The organism is Bradyrhizobium sp. SYSU BS000235 (assembly GCF_049747295.1).
Lineage (GTDB): Bacteria > Pseudomonadota > Alphaproteobacteria > Rhizobiales > Xanthobacteraceae > Afipia.
Window position 1 is genome coordinate 195725 of sequence record NZ_JBMHJM010000002.1, and the last position, 15837, is coordinate 211561.

13 protein-coding genes are annotated in these 15837 nt (G+C 59.0%); 8 read left to right on the forward strand and 5 right to left on the reverse strand.

From position 1 onward, the window contains the following. Positions 1-38 precede the first annotated feature (38 nt). Positions 39-1901 carry an ABC-F family ATP-binding cassette domain-containing protein gene (locus ACP0KA_RS26250; RefSeq protein ID WP_424631892.1) on the forward strand — a complete coding sequence of 621 codons (1863 nt, stop codon included), beginning with the start codon at positions 39-41 and terminating at the stop codon, positions 1899-1901. A 23-nt stretch (positions 1902-1924) separates the two neighbouring features. Here ACP0KA_RS26250 and ACP0KA_RS26255 read toward each other — a convergent pair whose 3' ends face one another. The 3 genes from ACP0KA_RS26255 to ACP0KA_RS26265 all read right to left on the reverse strand — a co-directional run bounded on the left by ACP0KA_RS26255 (position 1925) and on the right by ACP0KA_RS26265 (position 4950). Continuing rightward, positions 1925-2458 carry a hypothetical protein gene (locus ACP0KA_RS26255; protein ID WP_424631893.1) on the reverse strand — a complete coding sequence of 178 codons (534 nt, stop codon included), beginning with the start codon at positions 2456-2458 and terminating at the stop codon, positions 1925-1927. Positions 2459-2876: 418 nt separating this feature from the next. Beyond that, positions 2877-3329, reverse strand: a complete 453-nt coding sequence (locus tag ACP0KA_RS26260; protein WP_424631894.1) for a DNA polymerase III subunit chi — start codon at positions 3327-3329, stop codon at positions 2877-2879. A 115-nt stretch (positions 3330-3444) separates the two neighbouring features. Further along, positions 3445-4950: a leucyl aminopeptidase gene (locus tag ACP0KA_RS26265; protein WP_424631895.1), complete on the reverse strand. Its 1506-nt coding sequence runs from the start codon at positions 4948-4950 to the stop codon at positions 3445-3447. A gap of 467 nt (positions 4951-5417) precedes the next feature. On the opposite strand from ACP0KA_RS26265, the gene lptG reads away from it, so the two are divergent. From lptG to ACP0KA_RS26300, 7 genes are all read left to right on the forward strand, one after another. Beyond that, a complete protein-coding gene (gene lptG / locus ACP0KA_RS26270; RefSeq protein WP_424631896.1) occupies positions 5418-6500 on the forward strand; it encodes an LPS export ABC transporter permease LptG in 1083 nt (360 codons plus the stop codon). Between the two features lies 1 nt (position 6501). After that, positions 6502-9006, forward strand: a complete 2505-nt coding sequence (locus ACP0KA_RS26275; protein ID WP_424631897.1) for an LPS-assembly protein LptD — start codon at positions 6502-6504, stop codon at positions 9004-9006. 166 nt (positions 9007-9172) lie between these two features. Then, the gene (locus ACP0KA_RS26280; protein WP_424631898.1) at positions 9173-10111 is read left to right on the forward strand and encodes a SurA N-terminal domain-containing protein; all 939 of its coding nucleotides are present in this window, start codon (positions 9173-9175) and stop codon (positions 10109-10111) included. Between the two features lie 24 nt (positions 10112-10135). After that, entirely contained in the window at positions 10136-11155 is a 1020-nt protein-coding gene (gene pdxA / locus ACP0KA_RS26285; protein WP_424631899.1) for a 4-hydroxythreonine-4-phosphate dehydrogenase PdxA, read from the forward strand. Beyond that, positions 11152-12018 (forward strand): 16S rRNA (adenine(1518)-N(6)/adenine(1519)-N(6))-dimethyltransferase RsmA, encoded by an 867-nt coding sequence (rsmA, locus tag ACP0KA_RS26290; protein ID WP_424631900.1) that lies wholly within the window; start codon positions 11152-11154, stop codon positions 12016-12018. The genes pdxA and rsmA overlap by 4 nt, the downstream gene beginning before the upstream one ends. Before the next feature lie 13 nt (positions 12019-12031). Then, a complete protein-coding gene (locus tag ACP0KA_RS26295) occupies positions 12032-13090 on the forward strand; it encodes an alcohol dehydrogenase (RefSeq protein WP_424631901.1) in 1059 nt (352 codons plus the stop codon). A gap of 189 nt (positions 13091-13279) precedes the next feature. Then, positions 13280-14269 (forward strand): hypothetical protein, encoded by a 990-nt coding sequence (locus ACP0KA_RS26300; RefSeq protein ID WP_424631902.1) that lies wholly within the window; start codon positions 13280-13282, stop codon positions 14267-14269. 2 nt (positions 14270-14271) lie between these two features. Here the strand turns inward: ACP0KA_RS26300 and gmk are convergent, their stop codons facing one another. Beyond that, positions 14272-14928: a guanylate kinase gene (gmk, locus tag ACP0KA_RS26305; RefSeq protein ID WP_424631903.1), complete on the reverse strand. Its 657-nt coding sequence runs from the start codon at positions 14926-14928 to the stop codon at positions 14272-14274. A 3-nt stretch (positions 14929-14931) separates the two neighbouring features. Continuing rightward, on the reverse strand, positions 14932-15819 hold the full coding sequence (locus tag ACP0KA_RS26310; RefSeq protein WP_424631904.1) for a YicC/YloC family endoribonuclease: 888 nt from the start codon (positions 15817-15819) through the stop codon (positions 14932-14934). Between the last annotated feature and the right edge of the window lie 18 nt (positions 15820-15837).

The window sequence follows — 15837 nt, forward strand, 5'->3', positions numbered from 1 at the left end:
CTGTTGCGTTCGGCGGACCGTTTCGTAAAAGCCCGCCTATGCTCTCCCTCAATGACATTTCCATCCGGATCGCAGGACGCCTGCTGATCGAAAACAGCACAGTGCAGATCGTTCCGGGAGCCCGTGTCGGGTTCGTCGGCCGCAACGGCGTCGGCAAATCGACCCTGTTTCATGCCATCCGCGGCGAATTGGCGACCGAAACCGGCTCAATTTCGCTTCCTCCGCGTTGGCGGGTCGGCAGCCTTGCGCAGGAAGCGCCGGACTGCCCCGAAAGCCTCATCAACGTCGTTCTCAAGGCAGATGTGGAGCGTGATGCACTTCTGCAGGAGGCAGACAGCGCCACCGATCCGGAGCGGATCGCCGAAATCCAGACGCGTCTCGTCGATATCGACGCCCACTCGGCCCCTGCGCGTGCCGCGGCAATCCTCAGCGGCCTGGGCTTTTCCACGGCCGATCAGGCCCGAGCCTGCCAGGAATTCTCCGGTGGCTGGCGAATGCGTGTGGCACTGGCGGCAACCCTGTTCGCCGCTCCGGATCTGCTGCTTCTCGACGAACCGACAAACTATCTCGATCTCGAAGGCACGCTTTGGCTCGAGGACCATCTCGCGAACTATCCGCGCACCGTCATCGTCATTAGCCATGACCGCGATCTTCTCGATACGTCAGTCGATCAGATCCTGCATCTCGATCGCGGCAAGCTGACCCTCTACAAAGGAACATATTCGTCCTTCGAGGAGCAGCGCGCCACGCGCGAAATGCTCGATGCCAAGCACGCCAAGCGACAGCAGGAAGAGCGCAAGCGGCTTCAGGATTTCGTCGATCGCTTCAAGGCCAAGGCATCGAAAGCACGCCAGGCGCAGTCACGCGTCAAAATGCTCGAGAAGATGAAACCGGTCACGGCGCTCGTGACGCAAGACGTGCGCGAGATCACGTTTCCGACGCCCGAAAAAACGCTGTCTCCTCCGATCATCGCCGTCGATAACGTCTCGGTGGGGTATGATCCCGACCGCGCCGTCCTCAACCGCGTGACGCTGCGAATTGACAATGACGACCGTATCGCGTTGCTCGGTTCCAACGGCAACGGCAAATCCACATTGGTCAAACTTCTTGCGGGAAAACTGCCGCCGTTCTCCGGCAAGATCGTGCGAGCCGATAAATTGTCGATCGGATATTTCGCACAGCACCAGACCGACGAACTGGATCTGGAAGGCTCGCCCTACGATCACCTTCGCAGGTTGATGCCCGACGCACCGGAAACCAAAGTGCGCGCCCGCGTCGGCGCCATCGGCTTTTCCGGAAAAGCCGGCGATACGACCGTCAAATCATTGTCCGGTGGTGAAAAGGCGCGGCTGCTGCTCGGGCTCGCCACGTTCTACGCCCCCAACATGATCATTCTCGACGAGCCGACCAACCATCTCGATATCGACAGCCGTGCAGCGCTCGCGGAGGCGATCAACGAATATCCGGGCGCCATCATCATGGTCTCGCATGATCGCTACCTGATCGAGGCCTGTGCGGATCAATTGTGGGTGGTCGCCGATCGCGCAGTCACCCCTTACGATGGCGATCTTGACGACTATCGTCGCTCGGTCCTGACCGCTCGCGGGATGAAAACGCCGATGCGAGACCGCAACGGCAATGACCGTGAGAAGCCGCAGCGCACAAAGGAAAAGCGGGTTCCGTTGAAGCAGCGCATCACAGCCGCGGAAGCCGAAATGGAGCGGATCAGCGAGATCATCAGCAAGATTGATGTGGCTCTCGCGTTACCTGATCTGTTCAAGCGCGATCCAAAACAGGCCGCTCAACTGAGCAAAGCCCGCGCCAGCGCTACCGAGGCCTTACAGCGTGCCGAAGATGCCTGGCTGGAGGCGAGTGCGGCGTCCGACGAAGCCGCGAGCTGACACGCGGCGACATACAATTTCGTTCAGGAGTGCTTCTTCTTGGCTGGCCGCGCCGGCTTTGCAGGTGCAGGCACGTCAACGCGTTCGATGCTCGACAAGCGCCCCGACGTGAAGGTGTAAGCTCCCGGCCGCGGGCCGTGCATCCACGTCATGTTTACGAGACGATCTCCGCGCTCGTTGGCTGACACATTCACATTGTCCGGTGCGACGCCAATCGCGCGCGCGACGTCACATTCAGTATGTCCAATCGCAACGGGTGCCGTGGCGGGAACCTGCGCTTCAGTCGACGCATTCGCGTCAGCGGGCGCGCTCGGCGCGGGCATTCCAGGACATGCCCCATCTGAGCTGATGAGATCATTCGGCGTGACTGCTTTTGCGACGCTCAACGGCGGCGTTTCAATCGTCGAACTGTTCTTGAACATGCGGCCAGGACGCGCGAACCACTCCTGATCCTTCAACGAGAAGTCGGATATGCTTCCGCAACCAGCAACCACCGGGGCCACCGCAAGCAAAATCAGGATTTGCTTCGCATGAATGCTTTTACGCCAAGCGTTCAAGTTCGTTCTCACATCAACTCCAGCGCCTGGTGTTCCGGTTCTGACATTCGTATCACCTCGCAGCAGGCACTTTACGAATGTCAAAACCAAAGGGACACCAGCAAATACAAAACTCTACTGTGGCCTTTGGCTCTGACGTTCCTTCAAAGAGTGCGCAGCAAAACTGAACGGAACGTCAGACCTGCCACACTAGATGCAGTTTTAGCACTTCAATGTCGGGAAACACCCCTAAGGAAAAGTCCTCAACAATCATTTCCGCACGTTCCTCGATGGGAGGCGGAACATCATCCTAAAAAATCTTCAAGAAGGCCTTAGCACCATCCCTTTGCGGCACCAAGGTGGCTAACCGTAGGATTGATCAACGAAAAACATATCATCATTAACGCCGGCAGATCGCCCCGGCTGGAGATGAGCGGGATCAATCGCGCCGCTGCCATCTGCCGCGTTCATCTGTCTGCCAGTAGGTGCGTTCGAATCCCCGCGACTTGCTGTCGGTCCAGGCCGCACGCGCTACGGTCAAGGCCTCGTCATCCTCGCCGTTAAAGACCAGGACCACCCGGTCATAGGTCGCGGAATCTTCAGGCAGGCCGGCGGTATCAACAACGAACCGAACATTGGCTTGATTTGGGTTTGCTTCATTCATGACCAGCACGACCGGCTGATCCGCCGCATCCCCATCTCTCCACGTGCCGTGCGGCAGGAAGGAATCATCGCGATAGGTCCACAGATGCGCATCAAGCGCTTCGACGCGTTCCTCTGAGCCGGTTTGCACCGCAACCCGCCAGCCACGCTCAAGGGACTTCTCCAGCAGCGGAGGAAGCACCTTCTCAAGCGTGGTGTCCTGGAGATGATAGAACAAGACTTCCGTCATCACGCCGATCCGTTACCGTCCTGGTGTCCCGAATTCAAAGTTCGTCTCAGCATGCACCGTGGCCGGGGTGGAGTGCAAAACTCCGCCAACCGGTCGCCAGTTCGCTCGAAAAGCTTTAGCGCTTCGCTTCGTAATTATCTGCCACCAGCCGGTCCAGCAAACGAACACCGAAGCCAGATCCCCAACTCCGGTTCAGGTCAGATGCCGGCACGCCCATCGCCGTTCCCGCGATATCGAGGTGGGCCCACGGCGTATCGTCGACGAAGCGTTGCAGGAATTGTGCGGCTGTAATCGATCCGCCGTTGCGGCTGCCGGTGTTCTTCATATCGGCGAACTGGGAATCGATCAGCTTGTCATATTCGGGCCCGAGAGGCATGCGCCACACGCGCTCACCCGTCTCCTGCCCTGCTGCATACAAACGTTCAGCCAGTTTGTCGTCATTCGAGAACATGCCGGCATGGTCTATTCCCAAGGCAACCATGATCGCGCCGGTCAACGTCGCCAGGTCGATCATGAATTTCGGCTTGAACTTCTTGGCGACGTACCAGAGCACATCGGCTAGGACGAGGCGTCCCTCAGCATCCGTGTTGATGATTTCGATGGTCTGGCCTGACATGGACGTCACAATGTCGCCCGGCCGCTGCGCGTTGCCATCCGGCATATTCTCGACCAGCCCGATCGCGCCGATCACGTTCACTTTTGCCTTACGCGCCGCGAGCGCATGCATCAACCCAACGACACACGCCGCTCCCCCCATATCGCCTTTCATGTCTTCCATGCTGGCGGAAGGCTTGATGGAGATGCCGCCTGTATCGAAGCAGACCCCCTTGCCGATAAAAGCAATCGGCTGCTCGCCCCGTTTGCCGCCGTTCCAACTCATAATAACGGTGCGGCCATCGTGCGCGGAACCCTGCGATACCCCGAGCAGCGCGCCCATTTTCAGCTGGGTCATCGCCTTCACGTCGAGAACCTGAACGCCGACCCCGACTTTGCGCAATTGGGTCGCGCGTCGGGCAAATTCGGTCGGGAAAAGAACGTTTGGCGGCTCGTTCACGAGGTCACGGGCGATCAACACGCCGTCAACGACCGCGCTATCTGGAGCAAACGCTTTGCGCGCGGCAGCGACGTCCGCCACCGCGATCGAGAACTGCACCCGCAGCGGGGCATTATCGCCATCCTTTTTCTTCGTCTTGTAGCGATCGAATCGATAGGCGCGGAGGCGAATACCGGCGGCCACTCCAGCCGCCTGTGATGGCTTCACTGCGCCGGACGGCGTTTCGGCCACAACGGTGACAGCCTCTGCGCCGGGCTGAATTTTGGCCGCGATCTTGCCGCCAAACTTGATGAAATCGTTGTCCTTCAAAGAAGCCAGCTTGCCAACGCCGACGACAATCAGACGGCCGACTTTCAGTCCTTCCGGTGCCAGGATGTCCAACACACCGCCGCTTTTGCCCTTGAATTGATTGGCAGTTGCGGCGCGCTTCACCGCCGCACCGGCTGTTGTTCCAAGGACCTTCGCCGATGTGGTGCCAAACTTGAGCGCGTCGTCACAAAAGACCACCAAAACGCCGCGTGCAGCAGCAGAAAACGGCACGAAGCCGATCTTCACGGCGTCGGTCATAAGCAAATCCTCCAAATCATCGCGGCTTTCGCGGCAGAACACCCAGAATCCGGGTACGGATGGCCGTACTATGACGCCTTCCCCCTCGCGCTGCAAAGCACGGCGCTATCGGAGCGCCCATGCCGGCCTCGCGGACAGATTCGGCTCTCGAGCCGCGTGACCGGAAAGCCACGTCAAATGATTTATTAACCACGCTCAACAGCCAGCCTCGGCACAGCCATTTTGTTGACTAATCAAAGGGATGCTATGAACTAAGAATGTGCTTGGAAATGTTGTTCGTGTCCGTGGGGGATTTTTCTGGAAATCAGGGCGCGATCACCAATTCCGGTTTTGGGATTTGGGATATCGCTGCCTGATGGGGTCGATCGACACCATGATTTTGCAGACAACGTCCGTGTTGTCTGTGTTGACACAACTGCCCGCCCGGCTTTGCCGGCGGCGGCCGTTGGCATGAAGCGATAGCGACCATGATCACAACGATCCTTGCCCGCTATTTCGCCGCGCGCTTTCTTGTCGCGACACTTGCCGTGTTCGCCAGCATTTTTGTTCTGGTGATCACCGTCGATTACATCGAACTGATGCGCCGCGCCGCCGGTCTTGCCGATGTTTCCGGACTGTTCGTCGCTCAAACGTCGCTCTACCGCGTTCCGATTTCCCTCGAGAAGCTGATGCCGTTCTGCATCCAGATCGGGGCAATGGCATCCTTCCTCGCCCTATCGCGGCGCCTGGAGCTCGTCATTGCGCGGGCCGCGGGAATCTCCGCCTGGCAGTTCATCACGCCCGCAGTTCTGAGCGCACTCGCGCTCGGCGTGTTCGCCACGGTGGTTTACAACCCCATCTCGGCAGAATTGCTGGAGCGTGCGAAAGGGATGGAAACCCGGATCTTCACCGACCGTGTGTCCTCCGAGGGTGCAAGCTTCTGGATGAATCAGTCGACCAGCGAGGGGCAAAGCATCATCAATGCCGCGCGGAGTCAGGGACAAGGTGTGCTGCTGACGGGGTTGACGGTATTCAGGTATGATCCATCCGGTATTTTCAAGGAACGAATCGAAGCTCGCGAAGCGACGCTCGAACCGGGACGTTGGGTGTTTAAGCAAGTCCGCCGCTACACATTGGAGAGCCCGGTCGAGGAGCAAGCCACGTACATTTTGGCCACGACGCTGACTCCCGCCCAGGTCCGGAATAGCTTTTCCACACCCGAGACTGTGTCTTTTTGGCAACTACCTGACTACATCAAATCATCTGAAAACTCGGGACAAACCACCGCCGGCTATCGATTACAGTACCAAAAGTTGCTCGCACGCCCGTTTTTGCTGGCTTCAATGGTGTTGCTGGCTGCCGCGGTGAGCCTTCGGTTCTTCCGCTTCGGCGGCGTGCAAAAGATGGTTTTGAGTGGCGTTGCAGCAGGGTTTCTGCTCTATGTCCTGTCGAAAGTAACTGAGGATCTGAGCAAGGCTGAGTTGATGCATCCGCTCGCTGCTGCGTGGCTGCCCGTCGCTGTGGGCGGTCTCGCTGGCTTTTTGGCCTTGCTACACCAGGAGGACGGGTAGAGTGGCCGTTGTCGCCGCCCTCCAACGACTGACGCCTGTGTTCAGGCGGCGCATGCGTTTGCGCCGCCAACGGGTTGTCGCGTCTGCTCTTTCGGGACTGATTCTCGCGGGCGGATTAGCTGGTCTGGCGCCGACCCCGGCCGCCGCTCAGCTTTATCAAACCTATCAATACAACCCTCGCCCGCCTGCCCCGCCGAGAGCCGCTCCCAAAACGGCCAATGACGGGCAGATGCTGGTTCAGGCGACCGAGGTCAATTACGACTACAACAACTCACGGGTCTCTGCCGTTGGCAGCGTGCAGATCTATTACCACGGGTCGACGCTGGAGGCGGACAAGGTCATCTACGACCAGAAAACCAAGCGGCTTCATGCTGAAGGTAACGTCCGCCTGACCGACGCGGACGGCAAGATCACCTATGCCAACCTGCTCGACCTGAGCGACGATTACCGCGACGGCTTTGTCGACTCGCTGCGCCTGGATACGCCCGATCAGACTCGCATGGCGGCGGCTCGCGCCGATCGCAGCCAAGGGGACATCACGATCTTCCAAAGCGGCACCTACACCGCCTGCGCAGCCTGTAAGGACAATCCGAAGAAGCCGCCGCTTTGGCAGGTCAAGGGTGCACGGATCATCCACAATCAGACCGAGAAGATGCTCTATTTCGAGGACGCCAGCCTCGAATTCTTCGGTCACCCGATCGCCTACATGCCGTACTTCTCGACGCCGGACCCGACGGTCAAGCGCAAGAGCGGCTTCCTGATGCCCGGCTATCAGTCGAACTCGGCGTATGGCTTCAGCGTTGAAGTCCCCTACTATTTTGCGCTCGCCCCGGATTACGATCTGACTGTCGCGCCGCGCTACACCTCGAAACAAGGCCTGATGATGCAAGGCGAATTTCGCCAGCGCCTGATCAACGGCGCTTACGAGATTCGTGCTTACGGCATCCGGCAGGAAGACCCTGGGCTTTTCGGACCTAACCCTGGTAACCGCGAATTCCGCGGGGGCATCGACACCAAGGGTCAGTTCGCGCTGAACGACAAGTGGGTCTGGGGCTGGGATGCGGTCGCGGTGACCGACAAGGCGTTCTTCGTCGACTACAATCTGGGCCCCTACAAGAACGCGTTGAATTCGTTCTTGCTGGTGCCTGACACGGGTCTGTCCCAGATCTATCTGACGGGCGTCGGTAACCGCAGCTACTTTGATGCCCGCGTGATGCATTTCTTGGGCTACTCGACTGCTGACATTCAAAGCCAGCTGCCGGTGGTTCACCCGGTCCTCGACTATTCGAACGTACTCAACCGCAATCTGTTGGGCGGCGAACTGAGTTACAAAGCGAACTTTACGAGCCTCTCGCGCGACTTGGTGTCTTTCGATCCGATCACGAACACGGCGGCACTTACCGGCTTTTGCGCGCCAACTTCAGCCGACCCAAATGCCAGGGCACCTAACAACTGTCTGCTGCGCGGTATTGCCGGCAATTACAACCGCCTGTCAGCTGAAGTCGATTGGCGGCGGTCCTTCACCGATTCCATCGGACAGGTTTTCACGCCGTTCGCATCGCTGCGCGGCGACCTGATCGATGCTGATATTCTGAACCAACCCGGTGTCGCCAACTATTTGCCCCCCGGCGCGTTCCAGACGGCTCGGATCATGCCCACTGTCGGGCTCGAGTACCGCTATCCATTCATCAATGTGCAGCCATGGGGCACAACAACGATCGAACCGATCGCCCAACTCATCATCCGCCCGAATGAAACGAATGCCAGCCGCATTCCAAATGAAGACGCACAGAGTCTGACATTCGACGACAGCAATCTGTTCAGCGTGAACAAGTTCTCCGGCTGGGATCGTGTCGAGGGCGGCGGCCGGGCCAACGTCGGCGTTCAAGCAACGACACAGTTCGACCGCGGCGGTTTCGTCAACGTCCTGTTCGGACAGTCCTATCAGTTGTTCGGCCTGAACTCCTATACGGTCGGTGGCCTGACGAATACCGGCCTCGACAGCGGCCTTGACAAAGCCGCGTCAGATTACGTTGGCCGTATCTCCTATCAGCCGAACAAGATCTACAGCATTACGGCTCGCACCCGCTTGGATCAAGCAACGGGAGCGGTACGCCGCTTTGAGCTCGAAGGTAGGGCCAACTTCGACCGCTTCTCGCTCAGCATGCTCTATGGCAACTACGACAAGCAGCCGGAACTCGGCTTCCTGACCCGGCGCGAAGGCATTCTGGGCACGGGCTCGTTCAAAGTCGCCGAAAACTGGGTTGTGTCCGGCGGATTGCGCTACGACATTACCAATCAGTCGATCAATCAATATATCATCGGCGCAGGTTACGTGGATGATTGCTTCATCATGGCGGTTAATTACGTAACTGACTACAACTACACTTCGACGATCAACCTGACACCCGTCACGGATCATCGCGTCATGTTGCAGATTGGCCTGCGGACAATCGGCATGGGTTCGTTCAATACCGGGATCGGGTCGACAACGACGCAATACTGATCCTTCGGCAAGGTATGCTTGCGGACGATCAAATCGCGCGGAGTATTTCCAATCAATGGAAACGTGTTTGCCGCAAAAATGTGCTTTGAACTGATAGGATGAGCAGACCTCGCCGGGAAACCCGGGCGTGGAGTGTTCAGCCGATACAGCGATAACGGGCCCGACTATGACTTTGACCTTCCCGCTTCGTTTTACAAAACTGGGACTTCTGGTGGCGGCGATCATGATCGCGTCGAGCCAGGGTTCCACCGTTATGGCACAGTCCGTCGCGGCGATTGTGAATGGCGAGCCGATCACCAACCTCGATATCGAACAGCGGATCAAGTTGACGACTCTTACGACCCGCAAGACGCCCTCACGCCAGGAAGCCCTGGACGAGCTGATCAACGACAAGGTCAAGGTCAAAGAAGGAAAGAAGTACGGTCTCGACATGTCGACGACTGACATTGACGCCGCCTTCGGAAACATGGCCTCCAGAATGCGGATGAACAGCGATCAGTTGGTGAAGACCCTTGAAGGTCATGGAATCCGGCCTGAAACTCTCAAGTCTCGCATTAAAGCAGACATGACCTGGGGCAATCTCGTGCGTGGACGGTTCCAATCCTCGCTCGTCGTCAACGAAAAAGACATTCGAGCAACCGTTGGCGACAAGATCGACGACAGCAACCCGCAGACCGAAAGCTACGAGTATCTTGTTCGTCCGATTGTCCTGATCCTGCCACGCGGATCGTCGCAGGCCGTCGTGGAGCAGCGCCGTAAGGAAGCGGAATTGCTCCGCAACAAGATCCAAAGCTGCGAAGAGGCCAACGAACTCTTCCGTTCGATGCGGGACGCGGCAATACGCGACCAGCTGACCAAGACGTCCGCCGACCTCCCCCCGCCATTGCGCGAACTTCTCGATAAGACGCCTGTCGGTAAACTGACGCCACCGGAGGTCACCAAGCAAGGGATCGAGATGGTGGCGTTGTGCAGCCGCAAGCCGACAACGGCGGATACGCCGGCCAAGCGCGAAGCGCGCGAGAAAATCTACAATCAGCGTTACGAAGCCAAGTCCAAATCGTATCTGCAGGAAGCCCGCAAGAGCGCCATGATTGAAATGCGTTAGGATCTATCCAATAATATATAAGCCATGAAAAAAGCTCTCGCGCTGACGATCGGCGATCCCGCAGGCATCGGTCCCGACATCGCCATCGCCGCGTGGCTGGAGCGACGGGAGCTTAATCTTCCCGTCTTCTATTTGGTCGGAGATGCCGCTTTCATGGCATCGCGGGCGCGGGCGCTTGGAGCGGATGTCAAATTCGTCGAAACCACCGCCGAGAAAAGTCAGGCGGTCTTTTTCGACGCCTTCCCCGTGGTGCCGACTGGTGTCGCGGCAACCGCTCAGCCTGGTCATCCCGACGACAGCAGCGCGCCTGCAGCCATTGCCTCTATTCGCCATGCGGTCGCCGACGTGATGGCTGGGCGAGCCAGTGCGGTCGTCACCAATCCGATCGCCAAGAGTGTGCTGTACCGCGCCGGATTTTCGCATCCAGGCCACACGGAATTTCTCGCGGAGCTGGCGAGCATCGACGGCAAGAGCCCGATGCCGGTGATGATGCTGTGGTCGCCGATGCTGGCCGTCGTGCCGGTGACCATCCACGTATCGCTGCGCGATGCCATTGCAGAATTGACCACCGATCTCATCGTCAAAACGGCGCGGATTGTTGTCTCTGATCTGAAAACGAAGTTCGGCTTGCCGAACCCACGCCTCGCGATCTCCGGCCTCAACCCTCACGCCGGCGAAGACGGTTCGCTTGGTGCTGAAGATCAATCCATCATCGCGCCGGCGGTGACTGCGCTTCAGCGCGAGGGAATCGATGCACGAGGCCCGTTGCCCGCGGACACCATGTTTCACGCTGCGGCACGCACGACCTACGACTGCGCGATCTGCATGTATCACGATCAGGCGCTGATCCCGATCAAGACCATCGCGTTTGACGAGGGTGTCAACGTCACACTTGGTCTGCCGTTCATACGCACCTCGCCGGACCACGGCACCGCCTTCAACATTGCCGGCACGGGACGCGCCAACCCGTCGAGCTTGATCGCAGCGCTTCGTCTTGCGGCGCGGATGACACCTGCGCAATTGCAGTCGACCGGCCAGACATGAGCGCCATCGACGACTTGCCGCCGCTCAGCGATGTCATTCGGCGGCATGAGCTCTCCGCTCGAAAATCACTGGGGCAGAACTTCCTTCTCGATCTCAACCTGACAGCGCGAATAGCGCGGGCTGCCGCTCCTCTTGAAGGCTCCATCGTCGTTGAAATCGGGCCAGGCCCAGGCGGGTTGACGCGCGCCCTGCTCGCGCTTGGTGCCAAGCGCGTCATCGCTGTTGAACGCGACGAGCGCGCCATTCCCGCCCTCGAAGAGATCGCCCAGCGCTATCCAGGCCGCCTTGAGATCGTGGAAGCCGACGCGATGACATTCGATCCACGTCCTCTCCTCGGCGGCGAACGGGCAAAGATTGTCGCCAATTTGCCGTACAACATCGCAACCGTGCTGCTCATCGACTGGCTGTGTGCGGAGCCATGGCCGCCATGGTACGACATGATGGTCTTGATGTTTCAGCGTGAGGTGGCAGAGCGCATCGTCGCGCGAGAGGACGACGATGCCTACGGCCGGCTCGGCGTTTTGTCGAACTGGCGCGCGGAAACCAAGATCCTGTTTGATATTTCACCGAGCGCCTTCGTGCCTCCGCCCAAGGTGACGTCCTCCGTCGTGCGCCTCACTCCGCGCCCTCATCCCGAACCCTGCGACCGCCGGATGCTCGAGCGGGTTGCCGCGGCCGCATTTGGCCAACGACGGAAAATGCTGCGCCAAAGCCTGAAATCGCTTGGGGTCGATCCCGCAGCGCTCGCTGCGGCAGCAGGCATCGACCCGACACGTCGTGCCGAAACGATCCCCATTGCAGGGTTTGTTGCTATGGCGCGGGAACTGGCGAATATGTTGGCCGAGAAATCAAAACCGGAATGAGGGACAAAACGCGATGGCTTTGATGCGCCGCCAATCACTGGTGAAGTTCGACGCACCTCTCTGCGAAACCATCGTGGATACGCCAGCCCCCCAGGGACGCGAAGTGTTGCTGCGGGTCGAACGGTGCGGTTTGTGTCACTCTGATTTACACATCCAGGACGGCTATGCCGACATGGGTGGCGGTAAAAGGCTCGACACCACGCGCGGCATGAAGCTGCCATTTACGCTCGGACACGAGATTGCCGGCACGGTTGAAGAGATCGGCCCAGACGCCTCCAAGGACCTGATGGGAATGAAAGCAGCCGTCTTTCCCTGGATCGGCTGTGGCCAATGCAAGGACTGCGTCAATGGCGACGAGAACCTTTGCACCCGCAACCGGTATCTTGGCGTTTCACTGGATGGCGGCTTCGCGAGCCACATCCTTGTGCCTGACCCGAAGTACCTGCTCGCTTACGATCCATTGCCTGTGAATGTTGCAGCGACGCTGATGTGTTCGGGGGCAACAGCCTATGGCGCGCTGAAGCGACTGGTCGACCGCCCTCGTCAACGCAATCTGCTGTTGATCGGCCTTGGCGGCGTCGGAATGATGGGGCTGTCGTTTGCATCCGCAATGTTCAAGCAACCGATTTCGATCGCGGATCTCAGCGCGACAGCCCGTGAGACCGCGCTCAAGAACGGCGCCTCTGTTGCCTACGATCCATCAGAGCCCGACATCGCCAAGCGGATCATCAAGGAAACCGAGGGCGGTTTCGACGAGGTTGTGGATTTTGCCGGCAATGAAAAGTCGATGAACTTCGCAATGAGCGTCCTGGCGCGCGGCGGCAAGATCGTCGTCTCCGGCCTGATGGGAGGCAACTTCAGTCTTCCGATGGTTCAGTGGATCTACAAGCGAATGACGATCGAAGGCTTCATGACCGGCACCCTGGCCGAGGCTCATGAGCTGATGGCCCTGGCACGAGCAGGCAAGATCAAGCCGACGCCCATGCGGGAAGAGCCGATGGGCGACGTTCAAAAGTGGATGGAAGAATTGCGCGCCGGAAAGGTCGTCGGCCGCATCATGCTGACGAACTGACAAAGCAGTCTCAGCGCCACAATTCATTCAACCAGCAATGGTTGGAACCGATCCTTCACGCTTTTCAGGAGCAGCTCACACGCCCCGAATTTAGCCTCATGCTGTCCAATTTGCGGCTCATTGCGACCCAACTTGTCACCGAGAACTTAACGCGAATGGCGTTCGCGTTGCGTGAGACCGGAGAGACAAATGTCAAATCGAGCCGTGGCACCCGTATTGGCAGTGCTTATCAGTTCCCTTGCCGGCATGGCTCTTACGGTATCGGCTATCGCAGCACCGGCGACAGAGGACAAGGCAGAGGCTTCTGCGGACCAGTGCCTTGCCGCCCCCAAGGGTGAAACCCCAAAAGGCGCACATTGGTATTACCGTCTCGAAAAAGGGACCAAGCGTAAATGCTGGTACCTCGCGGATGCGGCGGCGAAGGCGAATAAAGCGACGGCCTCATCGGCGCCTCCACCGGCAGCGGCGGCACCATCAGTGAATCGTGCGCCACCTCGCGCGCCTGAGGCTGCGATCCAACCCTCAGTCGCAAATGCACGTGCGGAGTTGGCGAACCGCGCGCCGAAGACGGCGGCTGCTTCCGATGATGCAACGCTTAGCGAAACCATTTGGCCGCAACCGGAAGCGCAGGCTGCCAGCATCGCGAGCAACGGTGATCAGAGCGCGAGTGGTCAGCCTGAGACGACGGGAACTGGCGTCGCGGCAACTCCGCCTGCAAAGGACTCGGCAATAACATCTCGTTGGCCTGACGCGAACATGCCGAGCACCACCGGTAACCAGTCAACCGCGCCGATTCAAACCGCTTCCCAGCAAACTGCCGCACCACAGGCCGCTTCGCCCAAGGATAAATTGACTGCTCCTGTCGCAGCAGGTCAGTTCCACGGAATCTCGTTGGACAGCACTTCGATGCTGCTCATCATGCTTGCAGGCGTGCTGACGATTGTCGCCATCGTCGGCCGCATGATCATCAAGTATGCTGGTTACCGGCAGGCAAAGAACAGAAGTCCGCGACGTCCTATCTGGGACAACGTCGCTCAGGAGAATGACGCTTCGCACGCGTATGAATCTCTGTTGCAGCCCCGCAGATCGCAGTTCGCAACAGAGCCAACTGAAGCTAACGATCCAGGCAGCGAGATCGAGCAACTGCTGCAGCGCGTCTCGAAGCGCGCAGCGGCCTGACGCTACTTTTCAAGCTGCCGCTGCAACTCGCGTACGAAGGTCGATAACCCCGTTTGGCGCTCGCGCTTGAGCCGCTCGGCTTGTAGGATCGTTGCAACTTCCGTGTAGGCGACATCCACATCGCGATTGGTCACGACGTAATCGTATTCCGCCCAATGGCTCAATTCGTGGCTGGCACGGCTCATCCGGCCACGGATGACATCGTGGGAATCCTGAGCCCGCGTGTGCAGGCGCTTTTCGAGGTCGGGAGCCGACGGCGGCAAGATGAAAACGCTGACGACATCGTCACGGGCTTTCTCACGAAGCTGCTGCGTGCCCTGCCAGTCGATATCGAAAAGCACATCCTGGCCCGATGCGAGTGCCTCCTCGACGGGCTTGCGCGGCGTGCCATAGTGATTGTCGAAGACCGGAGCATATTCAAGAAACTCGTCGTTCTTCACCATTCCATCGAACATCGCTTTGTCGATGAAATGATAGTGCTCGCCCTCGATCTCCCCCGGACGCATCGAACGCGTCGTGGCCGATACCGACATGCTGAGGCCGGGCATTCGTTCGATCAGCATGCGCGACAACGTCGATTTGCCTGCCCCCGAAGGCGAGGACAAGACGAACATCAATCCGCGCCGCTCTACGCCCTGCAAGCTGCCCCCTGCCGCCATGCCTCACTCCAGATTCTGGACCTGTTCGCGAAACTGCTCGACCACGTTCTTCATTTCAAGACCGGTATTCGTCAGCTCGATATCGTTGGACTTCGAGCATGTGGTGTTGACCTCGCGGTTGAACTCCTGAGCCAGAAAATCAAGCCGCCGCCCGACCGGACCACCCTTGCCCAGCAATTCGCGCGTTTGGGAGACATGCGAGGCGATACGGTCGAGCTCTTCGCGAATATCTGCTTTCGCCGCGATCAGGATTGCTTCCTGCGATAGCCTGTCTTCGTCAAAGCGATCCGAGGTTTCGAGCAATGCCGCGATCTGTTCGGCGAGCCGTGCTTTGATGGCCTCGGGCTTGCGCCCCGGCGCGGCCTCCGCTCGCTTTGAGAGCCGCTCGATGTCCTCCATGCGTTGCAGCAGGATTTGTCCGAGCGCTACACCTTCGCGCTTGCGCATATCGATGAGGCTTTCCAGCGCCTGCCCAAACGCCGCGGTCACCGCCACGCGCGCGGCCTGCATTTCCTCTTCATTGCTTTCGGGTTCGACGACTTCGATCACGCCTTTGATCGCAAGAAGTCCGTCGACGCTCGGCGCGACGGCGTCGGTTCTGGCCGAAATGTCACCGACGACTTTCAGGATCGAATTCAAAACGTCATCGTTGACGCGAACGACCGATGCCGCCCCGGTCCGCTTGACTGTCAGATTGGCATAGACCGTGCCGCGCGCGAGAAGCTCTGCGGCGCGCTTGCGTGCGAAGGTTTCCACCTCATCCCACCCTGGCGGCAAACGCAGTCTGAAATCGAAGCCCTTGGCGTTGACCGACTTCAATTCCCACTCGAAATCATAGGGACCGCTGGTCCCATGACTCCGCGCAAAGCCGGTCATACTCGACAGCGCCACGCAATATCTCCCTTTGTA